Source organism: Streptomyces zagrosensis (assembly GCF_014203645.1).
Taxonomy (GTDB): Bacteria; Actinomycetota; Actinomycetes; order Streptomycetales; family Streptomycetaceae; genus Streptomyces; species Streptomyces zagrosensis.
Map to the genome: position 1 here is coordinate 278,426 of NZ_JACHJL010000001.1, position 26,117 is coordinate 304,542.

The 26,117-nt window shown below is 71.1% G+C and carries 21 protein-coding genes and 1 pseudogene; 13 read left to right on the forward strand and 9 right to left on the reverse strand.

Translation table 11 applies throughout. The features are described from left to right. Nucleotides 1-125: 125 nt before the first annotated feature. Together FHS42_RS01235 and FHS42_RS01240 are read right to left on the reverse strand one after the other, a co-directional pair. Entirely contained in the window at nt 126-1,538 is a 1,413-nt protein-coding gene (locus tag FHS42_RS01235; RefSeq protein WP_184568594.1) for an SCO2321 family membrane protein, read from the reverse strand. A 457-nt stretch (nt 1,539-1,995) separates the two neighbouring features. After that, the gene (locus FHS42_RS01240) at nt 1,996-2,397 is read right to left on the reverse strand and encodes an SH3 domain-containing protein (RefSeq protein WP_184568595.1); all 402 of its coding nucleotides are present in this window, start codon (nt 2,395-2,397) and stop codon (nt 1,996-1,998) included. A 597-nt stretch (nt 2,398-2,994) separates the two neighbouring features. Here FHS42_RS01240 and FHS42_RS01245 point away from each other — a divergent pair. The 5 genes and pseudogenes from FHS42_RS01245 to FHS42_RS38940 form a co-directional block, all read left to right on the forward strand. Continuing rightward, on the forward strand, nt 2,995-3,228 hold the full coding sequence (locus FHS42_RS01245) for a ferredoxin (protein WP_184568596.1): 234 nt from the start codon (nt 2,995-2,997) through the stop codon (nt 3,226-3,228). A gap of 162 nt (nt 3,229-3,390) precedes the next feature. After that, complete coding sequence (lanKC, locus tag FHS42_RS01250; RefSeq protein ID WP_184568597.1) at nt 3,391-6,345, forward strand: class III lanthionine synthetase LanKC; 2,955 nt, start codon at nt 3,391-3,393, stop codon at nt 6,343-6,345. Between the two features lie 79 nt (nt 6,346-6,424). Next, on the forward strand, nt 6,425-6,547 hold the full coding sequence (locus tag FHS42_RS01255) for a SapB/AmfS family lanthipeptide (protein ID WP_184568598.1): 123 nt from the start codon (nt 6,425-6,427) through the stop codon (nt 6,545-6,547). 386 nt (nt 6,548-6,933) lie between these two features. Continuing rightward, nucleotides 6,934-9,123, forward strand: a complete 2,190-nt coding sequence (locus FHS42_RS36500; RefSeq protein ID WP_246494093.1) for an ABC transporter ATP-binding protein — start codon at nt 6,934-6,936, stop codon at nt 9,121-9,123. Nucleotides 9,124-9,700: 577 nt separating this feature from the next. Further along, a pseudogene (locus tag FHS42_RS38940) lies at nt 9,701-10,717 on the forward strand (ATP-binding cassette domain-containing protein); the annotation flags it as partial. 342 nt (nt 10,718-11,059) lie between these two features. Here FHS42_RS38940 and FHS42_RS01270 read toward each other — a convergent pair. Both FHS42_RS01270 and FHS42_RS01275 read right to left on the reverse strand, forming a co-directional pair. After that, a complete protein-coding gene (locus FHS42_RS01270; protein WP_184568599.1) occupies nt 11,060-11,683 on the reverse strand; it encodes a response regulator transcription factor in 624 nt (207 codons plus the stop codon). A gap of 158 nt (nt 11,684-11,841) precedes the next feature. Further along, the gene (locus FHS42_RS01275) at nt 11,842-12,447 is read right to left on the reverse strand and encodes a TetR family transcriptional regulator (RefSeq protein ID WP_184568600.1); all 606 of its coding nucleotides are present in this window, start codon (nt 12,445-12,447) and stop codon (nt 11,842-11,844) included. 451 nt (nt 12,448-12,898) lie between these two features. Between FHS42_RS01275 and FHS42_RS01280 the strand changes: the two genes are divergently transcribed. From FHS42_RS01280 to FHS42_RS01295, 4 genes are all read left to right on the forward strand, one after another. Then, entirely contained in the window at nt 12,899-14,275 is a 1,377-nt protein-coding gene (locus FHS42_RS01280) for a glycosyltransferase family 4 protein (protein ID WP_184568601.1), read from the forward strand. A gap of 277 nt (nt 14,276-14,552) precedes the next feature. Continuing rightward, nucleotides 14,553-15,476, forward strand: coding sequence for a class I SAM-dependent methyltransferase (locus FHS42_RS01285; RefSeq protein WP_312866657.1), 924 nt, complete (start codon nt 14,553-14,555; stop codon nt 15,474-15,476). Then, nucleotides 15,473-16,573, forward strand: coding sequence for a prenyltransferase/squalene oxidase repeat-containing protein (locus FHS42_RS01290; protein WP_184568602.1), 1,101 nt, complete (start codon nt 15,473-15,475; stop codon nt 16,571-16,573). Before FHS42_RS01285 ends, FHS42_RS01290 begins: the two co-directional genes overlap by 4 nt. A gap of 223 nt (nt 16,574-16,796) precedes the next feature. Next, the gene (locus tag FHS42_RS01295) at nt 16,797-17,585 is read left to right on the forward strand and encodes a maleylpyruvate isomerase family mycothiol-dependent enzyme (RefSeq protein ID WP_184568603.1); all 789 of its coding nucleotides are present in this window, start codon (nt 16,797-16,799) and stop codon (nt 17,583-17,585) included. Between the two features lie 309 nt (nt 17,586-17,894). On the opposite strand, the gene FHS42_RS01300 is transcribed toward FHS42_RS01295, so the two are convergent. The 3 genes from FHS42_RS01300 to FHS42_RS01310 form a co-directional block, all read right to left on the reverse strand. Beyond that, complete coding sequence (locus FHS42_RS01300) at nt 17,895-18,722, reverse strand: hypothetical protein (RefSeq protein WP_184568604.1); 828 nt, start codon at nt 18,720-18,722, stop codon at nt 17,895-17,897. Between the two features lie 158 nt (nt 18,723-18,880). Then, complete coding sequence (locus FHS42_RS01305; protein ID WP_184568605.1) at nt 18,881-19,828, reverse strand: N-acetylmuramoyl-L-alanine amidase; 948 nt, start codon at nt 19,826-19,828, stop codon at nt 18,881-18,883. A 141-nt stretch (nt 19,829-19,969) separates the two neighbouring features. Beyond that, entirely contained in the window at nt 19,970-20,608 is a 639-nt protein-coding gene (locus FHS42_RS01310) for a class I SAM-dependent methyltransferase (protein WP_184568606.1), read from the reverse strand. Here FHS42_RS01310 and FHS42_RS01315 point away from each other — a divergent pair. The 3 genes from FHS42_RS01315 to FHS42_RS01325 all read left to right on the forward strand — a co-directional run bounded on the left by FHS42_RS01315 (nt 20,598) and on the right by FHS42_RS01325 (nt 23,441). Further along, nucleotides 20,598-20,804 (forward strand): hypothetical protein, encoded by a 207-nt coding sequence (locus FHS42_RS01315; RefSeq protein ID WP_184568607.1) that lies wholly within the window; start codon nt 20,598-20,600, stop codon nt 20,802-20,804. The two genes, FHS42_RS01310 and FHS42_RS01315, sit on opposite strands and share 11 nt — an antisense overlap. 106 nt (nt 20,805-20,910) lie before the next feature. Further along, complete coding sequence (locus FHS42_RS01320) at nt 20,911-22,536, forward strand: MFS transporter (protein WP_376772494.1); 1,626 nt, start codon at nt 20,911-20,913, stop codon at nt 22,534-22,536. A gap of 74 nt (nt 22,537-22,610) precedes the next feature. Next, nucleotides 22,611-23,441, forward strand: a complete 831-nt coding sequence (locus FHS42_RS01325; RefSeq protein ID WP_184568609.1) for an SDR family NAD(P)-dependent oxidoreductase — start codon at nt 22,611-22,613, stop codon at nt 23,439-23,441. A 39-nt stretch (nt 23,442-23,480) separates the two neighbouring features. Here the strand turns inward: FHS42_RS01325 and FHS42_RS01330 are convergent, their stop codons facing one another. Next, nucleotides 23,481-24,092 (reverse strand): response regulator transcription factor, encoded by a 612-nt coding sequence (locus tag FHS42_RS01330; protein ID WP_184569019.1) that lies wholly within the window; start codon nt 24,090-24,092, stop codon nt 23,481-23,483. A gap of 147 nt (nt 24,093-24,239) precedes the next feature. Here FHS42_RS01330 and FHS42_RS01335 point away from each other — a divergent pair, with 147 nt between their 5' ends. Beyond that, the gene (locus FHS42_RS01335; protein ID WP_184568610.1) at nt 24,240-24,755 is read left to right on the forward strand and encodes a DinB family protein; all 516 of its coding nucleotides are present in this window, start codon (nt 24,240-24,242) and stop codon (nt 24,753-24,755) included. On the opposite strand, the gene FHS42_RS01340 is transcribed toward FHS42_RS01335, so the two are convergent. Further along, the gene (locus tag FHS42_RS01340) at nt 24,749-26,071 is read right to left on the reverse strand and encodes a sensor histidine kinase (protein ID WP_376772495.1); all 1,323 of its coding nucleotides are present in this window, start codon (nt 26,069-26,071) and stop codon (nt 24,749-24,751) included. The two genes, FHS42_RS01335 and FHS42_RS01340, sit on opposite strands and share 7 nt — an antisense overlap. Between the last annotated feature and the right edge of the window lie 46 nt (nt 26,072-26,117).

A 26,117-nucleotide genomic window follows, 5' to 3' on the forward strand; every position in this document is an offset into this window, starting at 1 on the left:
CCGCGTGGCTGACCAGGCGGTCGCCTGGTCAGCCACGCGCCCATCGGGCGCACGTACCTCAGTCGCAGGCACCTCAGCCGCGTTGCCCGCGGTCGCGCACTCCCCGGCCGCGTACCCGTTGGGCATCAGAGCTGCTGCTTCTTACGCCCACTCAGCAAAAAGCCGATGCCGATGCCGCCCACCAGACCAACGCCGACGATCCACCAGACGGCCATGCCGCCACCGTCGTCATCGCCCTTGTCGCCCTTGTCGCCCTTGTCATCCTGGTTGTTGTTGTCCTTCGCGTCGTCGTTGGACGAGTCCGCCGCTGGCGCCGGGCCGGTGGCATTGAGCTGCTTGACCAGGTCCGTACCGCCGAAAGCGCGCGGGTCCGCACCGGCCGCACGGGTCGCCAGCACCAGCTTGGCCAGCGCGCCGGGGTCACCCTTCGCCCAGGTCAGCGCGCCGTTCTTGCTGGCCTGGAGCCATCCGAGCGGGGCCTGCGCCGCCTTTCGCTGGTCGCCGGCCGCGAGCGCGATCACCGCGTCGGCCGTGCTGCCGAAGTCGGGCTGCGGCTTCGCGCCGGGCAGCGCCGCCATCAGGTGCTGGCCCTGTGCGGAAAGCGCCGCCGTGAGATAGGCGGTGGCGGCGTCGGCTGCGGTCTTCGGGTCTCCGGTCTTGTGGCCCGCTGTGCCTTGCGGGTTGGGCTTCTTCGTCCCGTCCTTACACGGCAGCGGCTGCACGGCCGCGCTGTCGCTCTGCTCGGCGGGGTCGATGAGGAAGCCCTTGCCCCGTGCGGCGATGGTGCTGTCCGCCGTGGCGAGCGCGTTGGGAGACAGCTTTCCGTTCTTGTCGGGCAGGTAGCCGAACGCGCCCCGCTCGCTCTCCTTCGCATCACACCCGAGCTGGAAGCCCAACAGCGCGTCGTACGGGTTCTTGCCGCCCTTCGCGGACGCGACCTTCGCCGGGTCCTTGTCGGCGGCGGCGAACGCGCCGATCGCCACGGCGGTGGAGTTCGGGTCACTGGGGCTGCCCGGGTTCATGCCCCAGCCGCCGTCCGCGTTCTGGTGCCGGGTGAGCCAGTCGAGCCCCTTGGCCACCACGGTGCCCCGCCCGCCGACCGCGGCGAGCGCCTGCACCGCGACCCCCGTCGCGTCGCTGAACTCGCCCTTCTTCGCTTCGCACGGAGCCTTCGGGTCCGCCCGATAGGTGGCGAAGCCGCCGTCGTCGCACTGCTGGCCGGCGAGCCAGTCGATGGCATCGGTGGCCGGGGTGATGTCCGTCGCGTGCTGCGCGAGGAAGGCCAGCGACTGTCGCCATACGCCGTCGAACTTCGGGTCCTTCGCCCCGTACAGCCCCTTGGGTAGCTGTGCGGACCCGGACGCCGGCGTGGACGGCGACCCCTTGGGGGACGGCGACTCATCGGCGCTGGCGACGGGCGCCGCGGCTGCACCCAAAACGGCGATGCAGGCCAGGGCCACGGCGCCGCGGCGCGCGTGGACGACGAAGGAGGGGGCCATGGTCGGTGCCTCTCGGTGTAGCGCCGCGATGTCGGTCATCGCGGCATCGGTCGTCGCGGTGGGTGGTGCACAGCCGCGCACGGCCATCCACCCGCGCGGTGACACGCGGTGGCACCGGGCTCAGCTCCGCAAACCTCGACGGGTGCCGGCGGACCGGACCGCGCCTCGATGGGCGTGACCGGCTCCGGGAGCCTTGTCGCCTCGGTACGGGTGCTCCGGCTTGCGCGGTCGTGCGCAGGGCACGCGCCGCACTCACGGTTGCGGGTCAGCGCCGGTCTCGCACCGGCTTTCCCCGCCCCGGGGCGGAATGAAGTTGTCCGGCACAGCCTATCCGCCGCGGTTTCGGCTCCCGCTCCCCGCTCGTGACGGCGCCCCGGCCCCCGCCCTGCGGGCGTGCTGCCTGGTGTCCTGGTGCACGTCAGAACGTCGGCCTCCACCACCCTCTTCGGGCGGTGAAGGCCGACGCCATGTCGCTCCGGCGGTGCCGGGCGTCAGCTCAGCACCAGTGCGGGGCCCTGCCGATGTTGGCGATGTAGCGGGCCGCGCCCCAGGCCCACTTGCCACTGCTCAGCAGGTACCAGCGCGGGTTGCCGTCGATGTTCTGGCCGTTCGCCTTGCACACGATGTGGACGATCGTGCCGTACGGAAGGGCGCCGACGACCCGGTGCCGCTGGCTGGGACCGCTCCGGATCAGCAGGCCCTTCCTCGCGATGACGCGGCCGTTGTAACGCGCGGTCTCGGTCTCCGCGGTGGCGGTGGTGCGCTCCGTGGCGGTAGTGGTGCGATCCGGGGTGGCGTTGGCGGTGGACGCCAGCGCCGGGGTGGCGGCGGTAGCGAGCGCCAGGGCGCCGGTTGCGGCGGCCAAGGCGAGCTTGCTGACCGTGGACTGTAGGAACATCTGTTGTCTCCAGGGACGTGGGGGAGCGGCTCCCCGGTGGGGAGTGCCCGACCAATCAAGAACTGCGGCTGAGCGGAGCGCCGGGGCAGTCGGCGGTGACGGTGAACACTCACCGGCTCCCCGCCCAGGGGTCCCCAGCAGCGGGCGGGGCATATCGCATGAAAATGCCCTTAACCGCCATAGCGCACGCTAAGTAGGTCACGGAGACTTCGCAACTCGTCAGGGTGGGCGAGGAGGGCCTGGTGGTCGCCGTGCGGCTGCCGTCTCTGGTCGCCGCGCCTGGCCACCAGGCCCGGCCGGCACGCCTGGCTGTCGCGCACGGCCAGCGCGCCTGGCTGTCGCGCCCGGCTGTCAGGCTCGTGTCCCGTGGTGTGCCCTGCGCGGGCTGTCCCGGGCCAGCGCGCGGTGGGTGCGGCTGGTGAGGTGGGTGCGGCTGGGGCGCGGGGCGGGGCGCGTCGGACCGTACGCCGGAAGTCGGGTGCGGAAGTCGGGTGCGAGGCCGCGTGGGGGCGGGAGTTGGGCTCGGGAGCCGTCCGCCTAGGGTGCGGGCAAGGTGATGAACGTGCCCTCGGGGGCGTACGGAGAAGGTGAGGCGGCATGACGGAGCGCTGGCACATCGAGGTTGACCAGGACGCGTGTATCGGCTCTGGGATGTGTGTGGGGAGTGCGCCGGACGCGTTCCGGCGCGGCGTGGTGGGGGCGGCCGAGCCGATCGCCGCCGAAACGGACCCGTCCGATCCGGTGCTGGACGCCGCAGAGAGTTGCCCAGTGGAGGCCATCACGATTCGTTCGCGGGCCAGCGGAGAACTCATCTTTCCCCCCGTGGACTAATGGGCTGACGAACCGGCGGAACGAACAGGTCAGGGCCGGTGGCGCTGCACAACGCCCGTAAGTTACCTATGCGTTCCGCACGGCTCTCTCATGACGAATGCGACTGTTCGCTGACCCCAAGTGAGTGCAACTCTCAAGGCATCGCCACAGAGAGGGAGCACTATGGACAAGCGATACGAGGTCTATTGCCTGGCCGACAGGTTTTTCTACGAGACCCCGGATCGCCTGACCCGTACCTCCGAGCGCGCCTCGACTGATCAGGCGTCCGGTGATGGCAAGCCCGGCAAGCCCGGCAAGCCCGGGGCGCGCGTCGCCGGCAGCGGCCTCTTCGACATCGCCCAGCGCCCCGCTCCAGCGGGGTGGCTGCGCCAACTCTCTGGGGACTGGCTCCACTACCACCCGGTGCGGCCGGATGGAACGCCACGGCCCGGGCGCCCCTCGCAGGGCTGGAAGATCCATGTCTCGGCCTGCCTTGACAACGCGGAGAAGACCGCGGCGAAGGTGTGGGACTACTGCGTCCCCAAAGAATTGCCGTTCAAATTCATCCCCGGTCCGAATGCGCTGCACTTGCGCAACTCCAAATACGCGGGCCGCGGTTCCAGTGGGAAATTCTTCACCCTCTATCCGGCGGACGAGGGCGAACTGCATACCACTCTCACCGAATTGGGCGCCATACTCGATGGTGAGCAGGGTCCGTATATCCTCAGCGATCTACGGTGGAAGGACGGCCCGCTGTATGTGCGCTACGGCGGATTCGCCCCCCGCTACTGCGTGGATGACAGCGGCACCCTCGTACCCGCCATCGAAGACCCCGCCGGTGTGCTCGTACCGGATCGCCGTGACCCCACCTTCCACCACCCGAAGTGGGCGAAGCTCCCCGAGTTCCTCGTGCCGCAGCTTGCGGCCCGCAATGCGACGACGACGGCGGATCTGCCGTACCAGATCGAACGTGCGCTGCACTTCTCCAACGGCGGCGGGGTCTACGCAGGGCGTGACACTCGTACCGGTGAGCAGGTGGCGTTCAAGGAGGCCAGGCCGTTCGCGGGGCTTGCCGCCGATGGCGCGGACGCCGTCACCCGGCTTGAGCGGGAGAAGACGGCGCTTGAACGGCTTTCTGGGCTGGGGGTGGCGCCCGGGGTGCGTGATTGGTTCGTGCTCGGCGATCACCGCTTCTTGGTCATGGACTTTCTGGAGGGCCGCCCCCTCAACTCCTTCTTCGCCCAGCGACACCCGCTGCTTGCCACCGACCCGGCCCCGCAGGCCCTGGCCGACTACACCCACTGGGCGCTGCGAGTGCACCGCGCCGTCGAGGAGGCGGTGGCCGCCGTACACAGCCGGGGCGTGGTCTTCAACGACCTGCACATGTTCAACGTGATGGTCGCACCCGACGAAGAGTCGGTGAAGCTGCTCGACTTCGAGGCCGCCGCACACATCGACGAAGGGCTACGGCAGTCCCTCGCGCACCCGGGCTTCATGGCCCCGCCGGACCGGCGCGGATTCGCCGTGGACCACTACGCGCTCGCTTGCCTGCGGCTGGCGCTGTTCGTGCCGATGACCACGCTGTTCGTCCTCGACCGGGGCAAGGCGGTACACCTCGCCGAGATCGCGGCCCAACGGTTCCCGGTGCCCCGCGCCTTCCTTGACGAGGCCGTCCAGGTGATCACGGGGGAGGCGCAGGGCCCGCGCCCCCAGGCCGCCCCGGCACGCACGCCGTCGCCCGCTGTGCCCACCGCACCCGCCGCGTCACGTGGGCTCGCTTCACTCGCTGCGCCGGCGCCCAGCGCGTACCTGCCGGTGGAGCCCGCCGACTGGCCGCGGAGCCGCGACTCGATCGTGGCGGCCATCCGTGCCTCGGCCACCCCGGACCGCGATGACCGGCTCTTTCCTGGCGATGTGGCCCAGTTCAGTGACGGTGGTGGCCTCGGCGTCGCGCACGGGGCAGCCGGAGTGCTCTACACGCTCGACCAAGTGGGCGCCGCGCGGTACCCCGAGGGCGAGGAATGGCTCCTCGCACACACCGACCCACCCCCGCTGGGCACACCGCTTGGCTTCTACGACGGGCTGATGGGCGTGGCATACGTCCTGGACCGACTCGGACACACCGAGCGCGCGCTGGAGCTGACCGGCCGGGTGCTGGACGAGAAGTGGCAGCGCTTGGTGCCCGACCTGTACGGCGGCATCGCGGGCGTCGGGCTGGCCCTGGACGCGCTGGCGCGGTCCACAGGCGAGAGCGCACTGCGTGACCACGCCCTGGAGGCCGCCGGGTTGTTGGCGCAGCGATACGAGAGCGAGCCCGATGACGGCGCCGCAGCGCACGCTTCGGCCAACGGCACGCCGCCCAACGCGACATCCGCAGCCGGTACATCAGCCGGTACATCAGCAGCCGGGACGTCGGCCGGCGGCGCCTCCGCCGCCGGCGCGCCAGGGGGACGCGCCGGTGCGCGGCAGGGCCGCGCCGGGCTGCTCTACGGTGCCTCCGGCCCGGCGCTGCTCTTTCTGCGGCTGTACGAGCACGGCGGTGACCCAGCCTTCCTCGACCTTGCGGCACGCGCGCTGCGCCACGACCTGGCCCGCTGCGTCACCGACCGGCACGGCACCCTGGCCGTGGACGAACGGGTACGCACCATGCCCTACCTCGGTGCGGGCAGCGTCGGCATCGGCATGGTCATCGACAGCTACCTCGCCCACCGCGACGACGAGCAGTTGAGACAGGCCGCAGCCGCCATCCTGCCCGCCGCGCAGATGCGCTACTACGCGCAGTCAGGGTTGTTCAACGGGCGCGCCGGCATGATCCTGCACCTCAGCCGCAGCACCGTCCCACCCGCCACCATCCGTACTGCCGCTGAGGCCGCCACGACGGCCGCCACCTCCGGCGCCACGGCCGTAACCACAGCCACACCCACAGCCACCTATGCCGCACATCTGAGCGCTCAACTCGCGGAGCTGAGCTGGTACGCCGTGCCGTACCAGGGCGAACTTGCCTTCCCCGGCGACCAGATGATGCGTCTGTCCATGGACCTGGGCACCGGCGGAGCGGGGTCCCTGCTCGCGCTCGGCGCGGCACTGCACCCCGAGCCCGCCTCGCTGCCCTTCCTCCCGCCGCTTCGGCGGCCCTAGAGCCGGCCCCCCGCCGGGGGGCCGTACCCGCACCACCTCCGCACCTGCCCCACGGGGTAGGCAACGAAAGGAAGACACTATGTCGCTACTCGACCTGCAGATGCTGGAGTCCGAGGACGAGCTGTCCGGCAACGGCGGCGACCTGAGCACCGCGAGCCTGCTGCTCTGTGACAGCAACGTCAGCCTGCTCCTCTGTCTCTGAGCTGTCCTCACCCCGCTGGGGTGAGCGTTCGGCGCAGCTGAGCGGCCCGTGACCTAACGGGCCACCGACGAGCGGTCCCGGGTGGAACTGCCCTCGCCCGGGATCGCCGTCACCTCCCGACATCAGCCGGGAACAGCGCCCCACCGCGCACGACGGCGCGCGCGGGCCTCGATGCGAGGCGTAGAGCTCAGCTTGTACGCACCTCAACTCGCGCCCGACTCGACGAACTTCCGGTGCGTACGGGCCCGCAGCGAAGCACCCGGGACGCCAGAGCGGAGCATCCGAGCTGCGGAGCCCGATGGGCGTAAGCACCTCGACTTCCTTGCTCGCCAAGGCTGTTCATGACCGTGCTCGTCACCAACCCCCCTCGCGAGGACCCGCCGCGCATGGCCTCAGCAACCGACCGTCCCACCGGCCCAGATCCCGATCAACGGCCCGCGCGAGAGCCAGGGCACGCCTCGGCATCCGCCCGCGACGCGAAGTCCGGCGCGGGCCGCAAGCCGAAGCCCTCCCGCGATCCGAAGTCCGGCGCGGGCCGCGAGCCCGACTCCGATCCGCGCACCGTACGACTGGCGGATCGGCTGCTCCGGGACGCGCTGCGGCACCACGCCGGGCGTGCCGCCGTGTTGTGCCTGTTGAGCACCGCCGCCGCGGGTGTGGGGCTCGCCCTGCCCGCCACCATCGGACACACCATCGATCTCCTGCTGGCCGATGACGGCGGAGCCGCCGCCGGCCGCTGGGTCGCCGGTTGTGCGGCCCTCACCGCACTGCTCATCGCCCTAGACACCCTCTGCGGACTCCTCACCGGCACCACCAACGCCCGCGCCACCGCCTGGGTTCGCCGCCACACGCTGCGCCATGCACTCGCCCTCGGACCCCGCCCTGACGGCCTCGCCCACGGTGACCTGGTGTCCCGGCTCGTAGGCAACGCCGTGCACGCCGGAACCGCCCCCACCACGCTCGCCGCGACCGCCGCCGCCGTCATCACGCCCATCGGCGGCCTCATCGCCCTCGCCCTCATCGACCCATGGCTCGCCCTCGCCTTCCTGGTCGGCCTGCCCGTCCTGGGAACGCTCCTGCGTTCCTTTGTACGGGACACCACTGACAGCGTGGCCCGCTACCAGCACAGCCAGGGCGAGATCGCGGGCCGGTTGGTGGAGACGCTGCACGGTGCGCGCACGGTGGCCGCCGCGGGCACGGCCGTACGCGAACGGGAGCGCATACTCGCCGGGCTGCCCGAACTCGGCCGCCACGGCTTCCACATGTGGCGCGTTCAGGGCCGCTCCACCGCTCAGACCGCCGCGGTGCTGCCGCTGCTCCAGATCGCCGTACTCGCCGTCGCCGGCATGCGGCTGACGGCGGGCGAACTCAGCATCGGCAGTCTGCTCGCGGCCTCCCGGTACGCCACCCTCGCCACCGGATTCGGCATGCTCGTCGGCCGGATCAACAGCCTGGTGCGCAGCCGCAGCGCCGCCCGCCGGCTGGCCCGTATCCTCGGCCAGCGACCCATGGCCTACGGCAACGAGGACCTACCACCCGCACTACGCGCCCCCGACCCCGCAACAGGTCCCGCAACATGCCCCGCAACAGGCCCGGCAGCGAACCTCGCAAAGGGCCGAGCCACCATCCACCAGCCAGCCGGGCCAGCCGGGCCAGCCGGGCCAGCCGAGCCAGCCGGGCCAGCCGGGCCGAGCCAGCCGCAGCCCCTGCGCGGGGCGCTGGAGTTGCGCGGCGTGGGGGTGTCGCGTGGCGAGCGGCCCGTGTTGCGCGAGGTGTGGCTGCGGGTGCCGGCTGGTCAGGCAGTGGCCGTCGTTGGCCGCTCCGGCGCCGGAAAGTCGTTGCTCGCCGCGCTCGCCGGGCGACTGGCTGACCCGGACGAGGGCCAGGTGTTGTTGGACGGTGTGCCGCTCACCGCGCTCTCCCACGAGGCGCTGCGTCGCGAGGTGGGCTACGCCTTCGAGCGGCCCGCGCTGCTCGGCGGCACCATCGGCGGCACCATCGCCTTCGGTGGCGTGGCGCCCTCGCCCGACCGGGTCACCGCGGCGGCGCGTGCTGCCTGCGCGGACGACTTCATCAGGCTGCTGCCCGATGGTTACGCGACCCCTTGCGCATATGCCCCACTGTCCGGCGGCGAGGCTCAGCGCCTCGGTCTTGCACGCGCGTTCGCCCACCAGGGGCGCCTTTTGGTACTCGATGACGCGACGTCGAGTTTGGACACCGTCACCGAACTGCGCGTCAGCGAAGCCCTCACTCGCCAACGGCGCTCCCGTACCTGTCTGATCGTGGCACACCGCGTCGCGACCGCGGCCCGCGCGGACCAGGTGGCCTGGTTGGACGCCGGCACCATCCGCGCGCTCGCCCCGCACCACGAGCTGTGGCAGCACCCGGACTACCGCGCCGTGTTCAGCACCCCCGCCGACAACGCCTGCACCACCGACAACGCCTGCACCGCCGAAGACGCCTGCACCGCCGAAGAAGCCTGCAACGCCGACACCACCAGCCCCGCGGGCTCGGGCGCCGTACCCCAAGCCGTACCGGACCCCGCCGTCAACGCGAAAGGCACCACGCATGGTTGACGCCCCTGCGCCCGGTCAAGATGGCCGACCGCACGCCAAAGAAGGGGCGTACGCCGAGGGGGCGCTCTTTTTGCGGCGCAGGTGGCGGGTGTTGCTGCGGCTCGCCGGTTGGTCGGTCCTGGAGGCCGGGCAGACGTTCCTCACCGGCTACGCGCTGGCCCGCGCCCTGGACGACGGCTTCCTCGCGGGGGAGCGGGCGACGGGGCTTGGCTGGCTCGGGCTGGCCGCGCTGGCCGTTGTGGCGGGTGCGTACGGAACGGGCCGGGTCTATCGCGAGGTCGCCGCGCTCGTCGAGCCGCTGCGCGACGGACTGGTGCGGCGGGTGGTGGACCGCGCCGTGGGGGATGCGGTGCGGGGTACCGCCGGCCGTGGCGAAAGCGCCGCCGTTTCCCGGCTCACGCACCAGGTGGAGATCGCCAGGGACACCTTCGCCGGGCTGGTCATGGTCTCGCGCTCGTTCGTCTTCGTCGCGATCGGGGCGCTGGTAGGGCTCTTCTCGCTCGCCCCCGTACTGCTGCTGATCGTGGTGCCACCGCTGCTCGCGGGGTTGACGCTGTTCGCGGCTTCGCTGCGGCCGATGGCCCGCGTCCAAGAGGTGTTCTTGGACGCGGACGAGGGCATCGCGACGGAGCTTGGCCAGGCAGCCGCCGGGCTACGGGACATCACGGCGGCGGGGGCTGAGGAGCGGGTCGCCGGGGAGGTAGACGTACGGATCGACGCCGAGGTGGCGGCGGCGCGGGCGTTGGCTCGCTGGGGGACGCTACGGGAGTTGGCGCTCGGTGTCGGTGGACGGCTGCCGGTGGTGCTGCTGTTGCTGTGCACGCCGTGGTTGCTGGACCGCGGTGTCACCGCGGGCTCCCTGGTCGGTGCGCTCACCTACCTCACCCAGTCGCTGCTGCCCGCCTTGCAGAGCCTGATCCAGGGCATCGGGCTCAGCGGCTCCCGGCTGGTCGTGGTGATCCGCCGACTAGCCGAACGCGCGGCCGAGCCCCCGCCCACCCCCGAGCCCACCACCGCCGCTACCTCATCCGCGCCGGCCGCCGCCGCGCCCCGTACTGTCTCATCTGCTGTCTCGTCGGCTGCATCGCCGGCCGTCCCCGCCATTTCACCGGCCGTCTCGCTGCGCGCCGTCACCTTCGCGTACGGGGAGCACGCCGAGCCCGTGGTGCGCGACCTTGACCTCGATGTGCCGGCGGGTGGGCACCTGGCAGTCGTCGGGCCGAGCGGCGTCGGCAAGTCCACGCTGGCCGGGCTGATCGCCGGGCTGCTCGTGCCGCGCGGCGGCGAGATCGTCGTTTGCGGTGTCCCGGTGCGCGGCAGGGATGCCGCCGACCTGGCCGCGGCGCGGGTGCTGATCCCACAGGAGGCGTACGTGTTCACCGGCACGGTTGCCGAGAACCTCGGTTACCTACGGGCCGAGCCAGTGCCCGAGTCGGAGCTGATGGCGGCCGTGGACGCGATCGGGCTCACCGCGCTCGTGGCGCAGTGGGGCGGGCCAGGTGGCAGCGTCGAGCCGGGCTCGCTCTCGGCGGGGCAGCGGCAACTGATCGCGCTCGCCCGCGCCTACCTCTCGCCCGCACCCGTCGTGCTGCTCGACGAGGCGACCTGCCACCTCGACCCGGCGGCGGAGGCACGCGCGGAGCAGGCGTTCGCACGCCGACCCGGCAGCACGCTGATCGTCATCGCACACCGGGTCAGCTCCGCCCGCCGGGCCGACCGGGTGCTGGTCATGGACGGCCAGCACCCGGCCTGCGGCACGCACGAAGAGTTGCTCAACACCTGCGCGCTCTACCGGGACCTGGCGGGCGGCTGGTCCCCCCCGGCCGATGCCCCTACCTCCCGGGACCGGCACGACCGGCACGACCGCGCAGGCGCCCCGCCTGCGCCGCCTGCGCCGTGTGCACCCGGCCCCGCGAGCGACTTGCCGGCCGCTACCTCACAGCCAACCGGCACTTTGCGAGATGCGGATGGCGTCCACCCGGTTGCGGGCGCCGGTCTTGCGGGTGATGGCGGCCATGTAGTTGCGCACCGTTCCATGGGACAGATGCAGACGGCGCGCGATGTCGCCGACCGAGGCACCCTCGGCGGCGAGCGTTAGCACGCTCAACTCCCTTTTGGTGAGCGGAATTTCGGCCGCCTGGAGAAAGCCGTAGCCGAGGGCGTCATCGACGAATCGTTCCCCCTTCGCCACCTGGCGTATGGCGTTCAAGAGCCGGTCAGGCGGGGCGTCCTTATCGACATAGCCGAGCGCCTTCGCCTCGTATGCCTGGCGCAGGCATCCCGGGTGCCCCGCGTTTGCTAGTACGAGAAGTGGGTGCTTGTTCTGCGCGCCGCTCGGGTCGAGCTTGGTGAGCCCGGTATCGCCGGCGAAGCCCGATATGCCGGCGGCGCCGGGACAGTCCACGTCCACCACACAGACATGGGGCCGTAAGGAACGAGTAGTGCTTGGTGCGTTGCGCCAGGAACTGGCCGTCGTCTCAATGTCTCGGGCCGTGCTGAGCAGCGCCCCCAGCGCGGACCGCAACAGCCGAGTGTCGTGCACAAGAAGAACTCTGATCACGTTCTGTACCCCTCCCCAACCCCCCGTCCTCGGCACTGCGCCGAGCAACGTCCATAGATACCCGCGATCGTGACGGACTTGGCTGGGGATAACTAGCCAAAACGGGGCGAGGGGGCGCGCGACAGACGGCGTACGCTCCTTATGCGCCCCCTAGTGGGTCAGTTGGGGTTGGTGAGGTCAATAAGCCGGCATACGGTTTCAATGTCGATCTTCACTTGAGCAATCGAGGCCCGCCCGGAGAGCCAGGTGATGAGAGCGGAGTGCCAGGTGTGCTCGATCACGCGCACGGCCGAAAGTTGTGCCGGGGTCGGCGAGCCGGGCAGGCCCATGGCGTCCAGGATGATCGCCGTCGTCAGCCGGGAGACCGTGTCCACCTCGGGGCTGACCGAGCGGTCGGCGAAGGTCAGCGCGCGCACCATCGCCTCCGCCAGATGCGGCTCGCGCTGCATGGCCCGAAACGCCCGCATCAGCGTCTGCGCGACTCGCGCCGACGGCTCCTCCTCGGTCGGCGGACGCTTGCGCAGCGTCTCGTGCAACCGCTGCAACTGATCCTGCATGGTCGCCACCAACAGATGCACCTTGGAGGGGAAGTAGCGGTAGAGCGTGCCGAGCGCCACGCCCGAACTCTCGGCCACCTCCCGCATCTGTACGGCCTCGAAGCCACCCCGGCTGGCCAGTTGGGCGCTGGCATGCAGGATGCGGCGGCGGCGCGCCTCCTGCCGCTCGGTGAGCGGCAAAGAGGCCGGCTTTGAGGCTGCGGTCATCTGTCCTACCTCGATGCGGGCTTCGGTGCGGGCTGTGGCACAGGCTCGGGCGCGGTGGCGATAGCGATAGTGGCGGCGGTGCTGGCGGTGGAAATGGCCATAGCGGCGGTGACAGTGGCCATGGCGGTGCGGCTGCTGGGTCGGCTGCGAACACCGTGCATGATGGCAGGGCCTGCGGGACGGCGCGAGCCACTGGAACCTGTTGCACTTCAGCGCGACCCTGCGGCGCCGCTCCGGCCCGTGCACGGGGGGTTCGCTGGCCCCTACGGCGCGCGAGCGCGGCGGCACAACCCCGGGTCAACCAGTGGTACGAATCACCCGGCCCGCACCAAAGGCACGCCGGCGCGGCGGGTATCTTCAAGACTTCCCACCCGTTCCGATAGTGGAACTTGTTCTAGATATCGGTGAGCGGTTACGCTCCCGCTGAACTGCACCACGAAGGGGGCCGCGAGTGACCGCTGAGGCCGCGCAGGCGACCGGACCCGATCCGCTCCGGACGGCGCCCCCCGCCGCAGACGGCAGGCCGTTGCGCATCGCGCTGCTCACCTACAAGGGCAACCCGTTCTGCGGCGGCCAAGGCGTCTACGTACGCCACCTCTCCCGCGAGCTGGCCCGGCTCGGCCATCAGGTCGAGGTGCTGGGCGCCCAGCCGTATCCGGTGCTCGACGGTGCGCTTGACGGCATGCACAGCCCTGCCTTCCCCGCGGGCGGCAGCGTCCGCCTCACCGAACTGGCCAGCCTCGACCTCTACCGGCAGCCCGACCCGTTCCGTACCCCCAAGGCGCGGGAGTTCCGGGACTGGATCGACGCCCTTGAGGTCGGCACCATGTGGACCGGCGGCTTCCCCGAGCCGCTCACCTTCAGCCTGCGGGCCCGCCGCCACCTCGCCGCACGCCGCGGCGCCTTCGACGTCGTCCACGACAACCAGACCCTCGGCTATGGCCTCCTCGGTCTGCCCCGTGCCGGATTCCCGCTGGTCACCACCGTGCACCACCCCATCACGGTGGACCGCAAGCTGGAGCTGGATGCCGCCACCAACTGGCGTCGGCGCGCCTCCGTGCGCCGCTGGTACGCCTTCACACGGATGCAGAAGCGGGTCGCACGGCGGCTCCCCTCCGTGCTGACGGTCTCCGGCTCGTCCCGGCAGGAGATCGTGGACCAGCTCGGAGTGGAGCCGCGCCGCGTGCACGTGGTGCACATCGGCGCCGACGCCGCGCTCTTCTCACCCGACCCGGCCGTCCCCGAGATCCCCGGCCGGATCGTCACCACCTCCAGCGCCGATGTGCCGCTCAAGGGGCTCATCCACCTGGTCGAGGCGCTTGCCAAGCTCCGCACCGAACAGCCCGCCGCCCACCTGGTCGTCGTCGGCAAACGCGCCGAGGACGGGCCGGTGGCCGCGGCGATAGAGCGGTACGGGCTCGCAGGTGCCGTCGAGTTCGTCAAGGGCATCTCCGACGCGGAGTTGGTCGATCTCGTCCGCAGCGCGCAGGTGGCGTGTGTGCCCTCGCTGTACGAGGGGTTCTCGCTGCCCGCCGCGGAGGCGATGGCCACCGGCACCCCGCTGGTGGCCACCACCGGAGGCGCCATCCCCGAGGTTGCGGGCCCGGACGGCGAAACCTGCCTAGCGGTGCCCCCCGGCGACGCGGGCGCGCTCGCGCAGGCTCTGGGGCGGCTGCTCGGCGATGCGGCGCTGCGCGCCCGCCTCGGCGCCGCCGGGCGGGAACGGGTGCTGCGCCGCTTCACCTGGGAGCAGGCCGCACGCGGCACCGTCGAGCACTATCGACAGGCCATCAGCGTCCAGGCCGCCGCCGCAGCGCGCCGCCGCTGACCCCGACCCCCGACCCCGGCCCCCGACCCCGACCCCGGCCCCGGCCCCCGACCACGTACCCCCCCGCCCCGCGCCACCCCACGAGAGCAGCACGCGCGCACCCGCCCGGCTCCACTCCGCACGCTCCGTCGCTGTGACTGATCGCCTGACCGCCCGACCGCCTGCCTGACTGATCACCTAAAACTGTCTGACCGTCCCGCCCCGTGCCAGCGCCGGCTCCGGGTCGTACGCTCGCCGCCGTGCATCGCCGCCTGATGGAAAGAGAGGGCAGCTCCCCGTGCTGACCATCGACTTCTCCCGCTTCCCGCTCGCCGCAGGCGATCGGGTCCTCGACCTCGGCTGTGGCGCGGGCCGTCACGCCTTCGAGTGTTATCGACGCGGCGCGCACGTCGTCGCGCTCGATCGCAACGGCGAGGAGATCCGTGAGGTCGCCCGCTGGTTCGCCGCGATGCGAGAGGCGGGCGAGGTCCCGGCGACGGCCACCGCGACCGCCATGGAAGGTGACGCGCTCGCGTTGCCCTTCCCCGACGACAGCTTCGACGTGGTGATCATCTCCGAGGTGATGGAGCACATCCCCGACGACAAGGGCGTGCTTGCCGAGATGGTGCGGGTGTTGCGCCCGGGCGGACGCATAGCGGTCACCGTTCCGCGCTACGGCCCCGAGAAGGTGTGCTGGACGCTGTCCGACGCGTACCACGAGGTCGAGGGCGGCCACATCCGCATCTACCGCGGCGACGAACTGCTCGACAAGATGCGCGAGGCCGGGCTGCGGCCGTACGGCACGCATCACGCGCACGGTCTGCACAGCCCCTACTGGTGGCTGAAGTGCGCGTTCGGCGTGGACAACGACAAGGCGCTGCCGGTTCGCGCCTACCACAAGCTGCTGGTCTGGGACATCATGAAGAAGCCGCTCGCCACCCGGGTCGCGGAAAGCGCGCTGAACCCACTGATCGGCAAGAGCTTCGTGGCGTACGCGACGAAGCCGCACCCCCCGGCCGGGCTGCTGCCCGACCCCGAACCGGGCACCGCCGACACCACGCCGCCCCCGACGCATGCCGCCGCATCCGCGGCCGATGCCGCGCCGACCCGGGCCGACGCCACCGAAGGGCCTGCCCCCGTTGGCACGCCCCGTACCGCTAGCCCCACTGACGCCTTTGGTGCCTCGCGCACCGCACGCTCCTCACACGAGGAGCGGGAGTGACCGTCGCGGACCGTGGGCCGGAGCGTACGGAACACCTGGTGCTGCCCGGCGTCCTCACCGCGGAACAGGCCGTCGCCACCGTTGCCGGCATCCTCGCCGCGCAGCGCCCAGACGGCGCCATCCCGTGGTTTCGCGGGCACCACCTCGACCCGTGGGACCACATCGAGGCCGCGATGGCGCTGGACGCGGCGGGTGAGCATGAGCGTGCCGAGGCCGCGTACCGCTGGCTCGCCCGGCACCAGAACCCGGACGGCTCCTGGTACGCGGCCTACCCCGACACACCCGATGGCGTCGCCGCCGACCGGCCCACCGACCGGAGCCGGGAAACCAACTTCTGTGCCTACGTCGCGGTCGGCGCCTGGCACCACTACCTGGCCACCGGCGATGACGCATTCCTGGACCAGTTGTGGCCTACGGTCTTCGCCGCCATCACCTTCGTGCTCGAACTCCAGGCAGCCGGCGGCCAGATCGGCTGGAAGCGCGAGGCACCCGAGCGCGGCGGCGCCATCGTCTCCGATGCGCTGCTCACTGGTTGCTCATCGATCCACCAGGCGCTGCGCTGCGCCCTGGCCATCGCCGAACACCGCGAAGAGCCGCAACCCGACTGGGAGTTGGCGCTCGGCTGGCTCGGCCACGCGATCCGGCACCACCCGGAACGGTTCCTCGACAAGAGCCGCTACTCGATGGACTGGTACTACCCGGTTCTCGGCGGCGCGCTGACCGGTGCCGCCGCCAAGGAGCGCATCGAGGAGGGCTGGGACCGGTTCGTCGTACCCGAATACGGAGTGCGTTGCGTGGCCCCGAACCCCTGGGTGACGGGTGGTGAGAGCTGCGAACTGGCCCTCGCCCTGTGGGCGATAGGGGAGTCCGACCGTGCGGTGAAGGTGCTGCAATCCATCCAGCACCTGCGCGCCGACGACGGCATGTACTGGACCGGTTACGTCTTTGACGACGGCGCCATCTGGCCCGACGAACTGACCACCTGGACGGCGGGCTCGCTGCTGCTCGCGGCGGCGGCGCTCGGGGGCGACGATGCGACCGCGATGGTCTTCGGCGGCGAGCGCTTGCCCTGGGGGCTGGACCCGGACTGCTGCTGAGACCGCGCTCGGGTACCCGATGCTCGGGGCGGGCCGCCGATATCCGGCTCGGTTACCCCGATGGCCAGCGCGGGCCCGCCGGCCAGCCAGCACGCACGCCCGTCCCGGTGATACGCACGCCAGATCCGCGTTGTGTACACATGGGGCACGCTGACGCTTGGGCGCGCCCTGCGACGGAATGCCTCCAGGCCGAGATGTCAGAGGTGGGTCGTACGGTAGGCCCATGAGCCGTCTTGGGTACGACCGTTACCGCACCGCGTTCACCGCCGAATGCGACCAACTACACGCCACCATCGCCGATGCGGACCTCTCGGTGAAGGTGCCGACGTGCCCGGAGTGGACGCTCGCCGAGCTGCTGCGGCACGTTGGCCGGGCCCAGCGCTGGGCCGAGTACCTGGTGAGCACCCGGGCCACGGAGTACGTGGCGGACGAGCGGCCCGAATCGGCGGCTCCCGAGGGTGACGATCCGCAGGCCATGGCCGCCTGGCTGGCCGATGGAGCGGCGAGGTTCGCGGCGACCCTGAGCGAGGCGGGCCCCGACGCCCCGGTGTGGACCTGGGCCCCGGAGCAAAGCCCTGCCTTCTGGGCGCGCCGGATGACGCATGAGACGGCGATCCACCGGGCGGATGCCGCCGCCACCACGGGCGCCGCGTACACGGTGGACCCGGAGATCGCCGCGGACGCCATCGACGAGTGGCTTGAGATCATCAGCAACCCGCTGGCCGTCGAGTACAACCCCAAGCTCGCCGAGTTGCGCGGCAAGGGCGAGACGATCCACCTGTACGCCACGGACGCCCCCGCGGAGTTGGCCGCCCACTGGGTCATCGAGCTGGTCGCGGACGGCATCCGATGGAGCCGGGCCAAGGGGGAGGCGACCGTGACGGTGCGCGGCCCGCTCACCGACCTGCTGCGTGTCTTCTATCGCCGGCTGCCGGTCAGCACCGACCGGGTGGAGATCAGCGGCGACCGGTCCGTCCTGGACTTCTGGCTGGACCGGGCCAGCTTCGCTTAAGGAACAGCTCGAAGAAAGGGGAAGGGTGACCGGGCAGCGGGGCGATCCCCCCTACAAAGGGCACTTGCCGACGCTCCGTCAGTAAACAGGGCCAGCGAACAGGGCCAGCGAACAGGGCCAGCAGGCGGAGCCAGTGGACGGAGCCAGCGTGCGACGGTCTTACGGGGTGGGCACGCGCGTGCCACCGGTCGCCTTGCTCGTGCGGAGGCGGACGCCACCGGCTTCTCGCCCGTCGCCGGGCGCGGGGATGACAACGGCCCCTCGCCCGTTGCGGGGCGAGGGGCCGTGGGGTTCTGCTGGCTTGCGGAGTCAGCCGCGCTGGATGCCCGTGGTGTCCTGGAGGACGCCACGACGGCCGTCCTGCGTCTGAGCAACGAGCGCCTGCCCGCGCTGCTCCACGGCGAGGTACCAGGTGCCGGGCGCCAACTCGGCGATCGGCGTGGCCGACCCGTCCTCGGCGTAGAGCGGACGCGCCACCGGAACCGCAAACCAGAACGGGGCGAAGTCCCCGCCACCGGCCACCGGAGCCGGCGCCGCACCCGAGGGCTGGCCGCCGTACGAGGGCGGACCGCCGACCGGCGCACCATACGGGGACGGGGCGCCCTGCTGTGCGGCGCCAGGGTAGCCGTAGCCGCCGGCCGGCTGGCCCGGGTGACCGCCGTACGGGGCGACGGGCTGGGGCGAGCCGGAGCCCATGAGCGGGGCCTTGAGGGCGGGGACGCGCGGCGTGAGCACCGCGGCGGCGGCCAGTACCAGAAGGGCGATGAAGGCCATGATCTGCCCAGGGCCCTTTTCGAGGTTCTCCGGGTGGCTGAAGATCATCGTCCAGGTGGCGGTGAAGGCCGCCGCCACCACGAGGGCGATCCCCCACTGGTCGAGCGTGAGGCCGACCAGGTTGCGGCCCTGAGGCAGCAGGCGCGAGAGGATGATCAGGGCCGCACCGACGACACCGAGGACGAAGATGCCCGCCGTCGCGGGAGCGTAGTCCGAAGCCCAGCCGTTGAAGCCCGGGCATGCACTGTCCGGGGCGCCTGACGGGCAGTCGTAGGCGATGAAGTCGAGGAACGAGGCGATGAACAGCAACACCGCTGCTCCGATCACCACGCCATCGCCTCGAGTGAGGGAGCGGATGTTCACGTAAGGTCCTCTGTCGGTCTCGTCTGTTTTTCGTCGCTGTCGCCGGACGCGAAGTGCGAGGGCGCGGGGGTGGCCCCCCATCGTACGGGTGAATGTATCGCTGGAACGGCCGGGTGTTCCCCTGCGGGAGCGACTGTTACGGCTGCTCAATCGGGTTGTTATCGCTTGCCGAGCAAGAAGTCCGTAATGCCGTCAGCGATACCACGTGCTGCCCGTTGCCTCCAGTGCGCATCGGTCAGCAGCGCCGCATCCTTCGAATCGCGCATATTGCCACACTCAATGAACACCTTGGGAACCGTGGACAGGTTGAGTCCGCCCAAATCATCCCGGACTGTCAAGCCCTCGCCTCCGCCGAGGTAGTTGGCGGGGGCGCTTTGGGTGGCCTCGGTGAAGCCGCGCACCAAGCGATTGCCCAGGCGGCGGGAGGGGCCGGTGATGGCGGAGGTGTCGGCGCCACCGCCTCGTACGGACGCGGGCAAGATCACATGGAATCCGCGCTGGCCGGCGCCCGCTCCGTCCGCATGGACCGAGACTGCGGCGTCCGCGTGCGCCTCGTTGCCGATCGCGGCCCGCTCGTCCACACACGGTCCGTAGGGGCGGTCGTCGTTCTGGGTGAGCTTGACGGTCGCACCACGCTCGCTGAGCAGGGTCCGCACGCGCCGTGAGACATCGAGAGTGAACGTGGCCTCGGCATAGCCGGAATTGGTCGCCGTGCCTGTGGTGTCGCATTCCTTGCGATGGGTGCCAACATCTACCGTGCGGGCGATGTCGGCGGTGTGGTCGCGGTTGCGCGGATTGTGTCCCGGATCGACCACCACGACCTTTCCCCGTAGCGCGTTCTTGGCCGGTGCACGACTCGGCGCCGGTGACTGGGGCTGCGCCGAAGCACCGGGGCTGCCGGAGACGCCCTGCTTTCCACCGCCGTTGGGCACCAGGGACGGAGCCGACGACGCACCCGATGGGGCGCCGGCGGCCTTTGCGTCGTCCTCGCTCATGGAGCGCCAGACGAGCCAGCCCGCGAAGCAGACCGGCGCGAGCACGGCCAGCACGATGACGAGCGTGCCGCCGAGTCGGCGCGGGGTGGGAGGAAAACTGCCGTTCGACACGCGGGCGATGGTAGTCCGCCGCGCGCCGGTCGGTGCGCGGTGGGGCGTACTCGGGCCGCGTAAGAGCACAAGACGGCGCGCGGGCGGGGCTGATGGGGGCAGATGTGAGTGATGTGACGGCTGGGATGCGAGGTGGGAGACTCAGATGCCTGGTGCCGTGCGGCGCAGGACGCGCAGGGAGCCGGTCGCTGACGTTTCGGCGAATGCGCCCGATTCCAACGCGCGGCGATACACGCGATACGGAGCCTGCCCGCCGTCGGCCGGGTCGGCGAACACGTCATGGATGACCAGCAGTCCATCGGGTGCGAGGTGCGGTACCCAGCCCTCGTAGTCACCGCCGGCGTGCTCGTCGGTGTGCCCGCCGTCGATGAACACCAGGCCGAGTTGCCCGCCCCAGACCGCCGCTACCTGCGGGGAGCGCCCGACGACGGCGATGACCTGGTCTTCAAGGCCGGCCGCATGCAGCGTGCGGCGAAACGTCGGCAGCGTATCCATCCGGCCCACGTGCGGATCGATGACCGAAGGGTCGTGGTACTCCCAACCCGGCTGCTGCTCCTCCGAGCCGCGGTGATGGTCCACCGTGATGGCCACGGTGCCCGTCTCGCGCGCGGCGGCGGCCAGCAGGATGGTCGAGCGCCCGCAGTAGGTGCCCACCTCCAGCAGGGGCAGCCCGCTCGCGCCCGCCACCATGGCCGCCTCGTACAGCGCCAGCCCCTCGTCGAGCGGCATGAACCCCTTGGCCGCCTCGAACGCGGCGACGATCTCCGTCTTGGGCGGCATGATCTATTCCTCTGCTCTCTACGCTGCTTTGCGTTTGTCTACGGGCGTTGTGCTGTATTGCTGGAATGTCCGCGGGGTGCGGACTTTATGGTGTGCTGTATTTGCTGTTTTGCTGTATTTGTTTCATTCGCTGGACCTTCCGGGTTTTCCTGATGTTTCCGCTACTTCTGGTTTTTTCGGCACCGATCCGGGTTGATTCCCCCCAGGCGAACCCCTATCCGCTCGTCCTCGCCCCCTATTCGAACGTGTGAGTCCCGGTTCACGGCCGGCAACCGGAGGCAGGGAGGCGACCCGCTGCCAGCATGACTGACATGTCGCAGACAGATGCTGGCGGACCCGCCGCAGTCGAAGTTCCGGCCCCTGCCGCCTCGCGGCCGACGCCGCTCGCCTGGGCGGTGATCGTCGCAGCGTGCGCGGGGCAGTTCCTTGTCGTCCTCGACGTATCCGTCGTCAACGTGGCGCTGCCCTCCATGCGTACGGGGCTCGGCCTCGGCGAGAACGATTTGCAGTGGGTGGCAAACGCGTACACCCTCACCTACGCCGGTTTCATGCTGCTCGGCGGCAGGGCGGGGGACCTCTTCGGGCGAAAGCAGGTGTTCCTGGTCGGCCTCGGCCTGTTCACCGCAGCCAGCCTCGCGGGCGGGCTCGCCCAGGAGCCCTGGCAGGTCATCGCGGCCCGCGCCGTCCAGGGCATCGGCGCGGCCACCCTCGCACCGTCCACGCTCACCATCATCACCTCATCGTTCCCGGAGGGGCCCGAGCGGGTGCGGGCCATCGGGCTGTGGATGGCTGTCGGCATCGGCGGCGGCGCGGCCGGTGGCCTCATCGGCGGCGTACTCACCGACTATCTGTCCTGGCGCTGGGTGCTCCTCATCAACGTACCCATCGGGGTACTGGTCTTCGTCATCGCGGCCAGCGCGCTGACCGGCAAGCACGCGATAGCCTCCCGCCGCCCGCTGGACCTACCGGGTGCGGTGCTCGTCACCTGTGGCGTCGGAGCGGTGGCGTACGGAATCGCGCAGACCGAGGCACACGGGTGGGGCGCGGCCGACGCCGCGGTGCCGCTCATCGGCGGGCTGCTCGCACTCGCTGCCTTCGTGGTGGTCGAATCCCGCACACCCGAGCCGCTCATACCGCTACGGCTGTTCCGCGTCCGCTCCGTCTGGTCGGCGAACCTCGTGCTGCTGGTGTGCGGCATCGGCTTCTTCGCGATGTGGTACTTCCTCTCGCTGTACATGCAAAATGTCCTCGACTACAGCGCCGTTCGGACCGGCCTGGCGTTTTTGCCGCACACCATCTCGATCATTGTTGGTGCCCAACTCGCTCCCAAACTCATGGCGCGCGGCGTGGACCCGCGGCTACTCACGCTGGCCGGCGGGGTGGTGGCCACGGTGGGCTTCGGCTGGCAGAGCACCATGGATGTGGACGGCACGTTCCTCTCCACGATCATCGGGCCCGGCATCCTGATGTCGTTCGGCGCCGGCCTGATGATGACCCCGCTCACCGCGGCGGCGACATCGGGCGTCGAGGTCACCGAGGCGGGCGTCGTCTCGGGGCTGCTCAACACCTCCCGCACCATCGGTGGTGCGCTCGGTTTGTCGCTTTTGGTCACCGTCTCCGCCGACCGCACCGATGCGCTCGGCGGTCGCTCCGCGGGCGCGCACGCGCTGACGGAGGGCTACGGCCGGGCGTTCTTGGTCGGGGCGCTGGTCCTGGCGCTGGCTACGGTGCTGGTCACGCTGTTGCCAAGGCCACGAGTGCCGGCTGCTGGTCCGCTGGATGCGACGGCTCAGCAGGGTGCGGGCGACGTGGCAGAGCCCGACGCGGCAGAGGTGCCCGACACGGCGCAGGGGCCAGGCGCGGTGGATGCGGCCGGCTCCGCGACGGCGGAACCCGCCACGCGCCCGCCCGGGCGCCCTGGCGCGTAACAGCCGGCACCGCGTACCGTACGCCGCCGCACCGCGCGGAGAGAGCGTGGAGTACACGAGGAGAGACCACCACCATGGCCGACGCCCCAGCCCCACCCGGCGCACCCGCGTCGGCCGCCGCACCCGCATCGGCCACGGCGCCGTTCCCCGACACCGGGCGGCGGGTACTCGTCAGCGGCGCCTCGCGTGGGCTCGGCCGGGCGGTGGCGGCGGCCTTCGCGGAACGGGGCGACCAGGTGGCCGTGCACTACGGGACGCGACGCGCGGACGCCGAGGCCACACTGGCCAGCCTGGCCGGGGCCGGACATGCGCTGATCGGCGCCGACCTCTCGACCTCCGATGGCGCCCAGGAGTTGATGCGCGAGACAGTCACCGCGCTGGGCGGCATCGACGTCCTGGTGAACAACGCGGCGGTCAACACCCCGCATCCGCCGGCACACACGTCGTACGAGGAGTGGACTGCCGCCTGGCAGGCGCATGTGGCGGTCAATCTGTTCGGCACCGCCAATCTGAGCCACCTCGCCGCCCGGCACATGATCGACCAGGGTGCAGGCGGGCGCATCGTCAACATCGGCTCGCGCGGGGCGTTTCGCGGCGAGCCCGACCACCCGGCGTACGGGGCGACGAAGGCGGCCGTGCATGCGCTCGGCCAGTCACTGGCCGTCGCCCTCGCCCCGTACGGCATCGCCGTTTCCTCCGTGGCGCCCGGCTTCATCGACACCGACCGGGTCGCGCACCGGCTGACCGGGGCGCAGGGCGAAGCCATCCGTGCCCAGAGCCCGTTCGGCCGGGTCGCGACGCCCGAGGAGATCGCGGCTGCGGTGCTGTGGCTGGCCTCCCCCGAGGCTCAGTGGAGTTCCGGCACGGTCCTTGACCTCAACGGCGCCTCCTACCTCCGCACCTGACGGCGTCGCCGCGGCACGGGAGAGGCCAGCGGCCGGGGTTCACAGCCAGCCGTTTTGGCGGGCCGCGCGGACGGCCTCCATGCGGTTACGGGTTTGGGTCTTGCCGATGGCCGACGACAGGTAGTTACGTACCGTGGCGGGCGAAAGGTGAACCCGCGCCGCGACGTCCGCGACGGTCGCGCCGTCCGCCGCCGCTGTCAGGACGTCGCACTCGCGCTGGGTGAGCGGGCTCGGACCCGCGCTCAACGCGGCGGCAGCAAGCGCGGGGTCGATGACCCGCTCGCCCGCGAGCACCCGCCGAATCGCCGCGGCCAGTTCCTCAACGGGCCCGTCCTTGACCAGAAAACCGCACGCGCCGGCCTCCATCGCGCGCCGCAGATAGCCGGGGCGGCCAAAGGTGGTCAGGATCAGCACCCGGCACTCCGGCAACTGGGCACGGAGGTCAGCCGCCGCGTCCAGGCCACTTCGGCCGGGCAGTTCGATGTCGAGAAGCGCAACATCGGGGCGCGTCTCCCACGCACGGGGCACGATCTGGTCTCCCGCGGCCACCTGCGCGACCACCTCGATGTCCGGCTCAAGCCCCAGCAACAACGCCAGCGCACCACGCATCATGCCCTGGTCCTCGGCGAGCAACACCCGGGTACGCCGCATGGCCCGCTCGCCTTCGGGAGCGGTCGGCTGCTCACCACCGAGATCGGTCATGCCCCCAGCCTAACCAGCACAAAGACGGGCCTTGCCAACGCTGGAACCGGAAAACCACATGCGAGCCCCAAGGCGCCGGGCGTACCGTCACCGCTCATGACCTCACCGCCCCGCCAGCGACCTGCCCATACCGCCGATGAGCGCACCCAGTTGATCGGCTGGCTCGATATGCAGCGAGCAGTCATCGCGTGGAAGTGCGAAGGGCTGTCGGACGCGGACGCCCATCGGTCGCTCCTGCCCACCTCTCCCCTGATGACCGTGGCAGGCCTCGTCTCTCACTTGCGCTGGGTCGAAAACCTCTGGTTCGAGTACATGTTTCTCGGCCGGCCCGCCGAAGGGCCGCGGTTCGCTGAGGGCCCGGAGGACGCCGACATGCGGGTCGATGGCGTACCGCTGGCCCAGCTGCTGGCGGACTACCAGCAGCAGTGCGCGCTCTCCAACGAGATCATCGCGGCGCACGGGCTCGACGCGTTGGGCCAGCAGACGCGGTACGCCTCCGGGAGCGCCAGCCTGCGGTGGATGCTGTTCCACATGATCGAGGAGACCGCCCGGCACGCCGGGCACCTGGACACCATTCGGGAACTGCTGGACGGCGAAACGGGCTACTACTGACGGGCGGACCCGGGCGCCGTCGCCCCCGCACCGCCCGGCCTGTCTGCACTGAACGGGTGGGCCGGGGAGGCCGGGTAGTCCGGGTAAACCGGGTCATTCGGGCCGTGGGCCTCGTACGCCTCCCGCACCGCGTCTATGGGCAGTTCGACGGTGAGCCGGAAGCCGCGCTTGCCGGCCGGGCCCGAGCGGAGCGCACCGCCCGCGGCGGCCAGCCGTTCGGTCAGGCCCGTCAGTCCCGTACCGCCGCCGCCCGTGGCCGTCGCTTGGGTGTCTCCGTTGTCCACGATGTCGAGGCGCACCCGATCGATACCCGCATTCAGCTCGATCTTGCAGCGGGTCGCGCCGCTGTGCCGGACCGTGTTGGTGACGCCCTCGCGGATCACCCAACCGAGTAGGGCCTCGACCTGGGGCGGCAGCGGCGGCCCCGACTGCCGCACGACCGCCTCGATGCAGGAAGCGCCGAGCAGCGAGCGGGCACGGTCCAACTCGGTGGCCAAACTGCCTTCGCGGTAGCCCGTGACGGCCTCGCGGATCTCGGTGAGGGCCTGGCGCCCGACCGCCTCGATGTCCGCAGCCTGTGCGAGGGCGGCGTCCAGATCACGCGGGGCCAGCCGCCGCACCGCCTCCGCCTTCACCACGATGACCGACATCGTATGGCCGAGTAGGTCGTGCAGGTCGCGGGAGAACCGCAGCCGCTCCTGCTCCACCGCGGAACGGGCCAACGCACCCCGGGAGTTGTGCAGTGCGTGCACGGCGGAGACCTGGCGCAGGATGATCGAGACCACCGCACCGGACAGCAGCGAGGAGTACGCGACGGTCATCACCTGATCCGGGTGGCCTCCGTACATGGCACTCAGCATGCCGATGACGACCACACCGAGCAATGCGGTCAGCGCCGAGCGCCCGCGCACCGCGACCCCCGTGACCAAGGAGAGCAGCGAGAACAGGGACAGCCAGGTGCCGCCGTACCCCCCGCCAAGCGCGATGGCCAGGGCCGCCATGGGCAGCAGCAGACGCATCGAGGTCCGGCGTCGGGAAGGGGCGCTACTGGCGCCGACAAAGACGACGGCGACGTAGCACCCGACGAACAGCACGAGTCCCGCCGCGGCCAGCCACCGATGCGCGACATCGCCCTCCCAGACGTCCACCGCGCAGCCACTGGCCATGAGCAGCCAGGGCATCAGCGCCCACTCGTTCGGCCCGTCGTCGGGCACGTCGCTCCGCTCGTTGGCGGCGCGACCCGCCCGTTGCCCCGCTTGCGTCGGTCCGCTGTCCGCCGCGGCCCTCCGGGTGCCCGTCAACCACGCCAGCACCATGCCGCCCACCCCTCGTTTCGTTCCGCGCCGCGCCGCCGGCTGACCC

What these genes read in the sequence shown, in the direction of transcription:
- FHS42_RS01235 (WP_184568594.1), bottom strand. Translation starts at nt 1,538, where the DNA reads ATGACCGACATCGCGGCGCTACACCGAGAGGCACCGACCATGGCCCCC.
- FHS42_RS01240 (WP_184568595.1), bottom strand. Translation starts at nt 2,397, where the DNA reads ATGTTCCTACAGTCCACGGTCAGCAAGCTCGCCTTGGCCGCCGCAACC.
- FHS42_RS01245 (WP_184568596.1), top strand. Translation starts at nt 2,995, where the DNA reads ATGACGGAGCGCTGGCACATCGAGGTTGACCAGGACGCGTGTATCGGC.
- lanKC (WP_184568597.1), top strand. Translation starts at nt 3,391, where the DNA reads ATGGACAAGCGATACGAGGTCTATTGCCTGGCCGACAGGTTTTTCTAC.
- FHS42_RS01255 (WP_184568598.1), top strand. Translation starts at nt 6,425, where the DNA reads ATGTCGCTACTCGACCTGCAGATGCTGGAGTCCGAGGACGAGCTGTCC.
- FHS42_RS36500 (WP_246494093.1), top strand. Translation starts at nt 6,934, where the DNA reads ATGGCCTCAGCAACCGACCGTCCCACCGGCCCAGATCCCGATCAACGG.
- FHS42_RS01275 (WP_184568600.1), bottom strand. Translation starts at nt 12,447, where the DNA reads ATGACCGCAGCCTCAAAGCCGGCCTCTTTGCCGCTCACCGAGCGGCAG.
- FHS42_RS01295 (WP_184568603.1), top strand. Translation starts at nt 16,797, where the DNA reads ATGAGCCGTCTTGGGTACGACCGTTACCGCACCGCGTTCACCGCCGAA.
- FHS42_RS01310 (WP_184568606.1), bottom strand. Translation starts at nt 20,608, where the DNA reads ATGCCGCCCAAGACGGAGATCGTCGCCGCGTTCGAGGCGGCCAAGGGG.
- FHS42_RS01320 (WP_376772494.1), top strand. Translation starts at nt 20,911, where the DNA reads ATGACTGACATGTCGCAGACAGATGCTGGCGGACCCGCCGCAGTCGAA.
- FHS42_RS01325 (WP_184568609.1), top strand. Translation starts at nt 22,611, where the DNA reads ATGGCCGACGCCCCAGCCCCACCCGGCGCACCCGCGTCGGCCGCCGCA.
- FHS42_RS01330 (WP_184569019.1), bottom strand. Translation starts at nt 24,092, where the DNA reads ATGCGGCGTACCCGGGTGTTGCTCGCCGAGGACCAGGGCATGATGCGT.
- FHS42_RS01335 (WP_184568610.1), top strand. Translation starts at nt 24,240, where the DNA reads ATGACCTCACCGCCCCGCCAGCGACCTGCCCATACCGCCGATGAGCGC.
- FHS42_RS01340 (WP_376772495.1), bottom strand. Translation starts at nt 26,071, where the DNA reads ATGGTGCTGGCGTGGTTGACGGGCACCCGGAGGGCCGCGGCGGACAGC.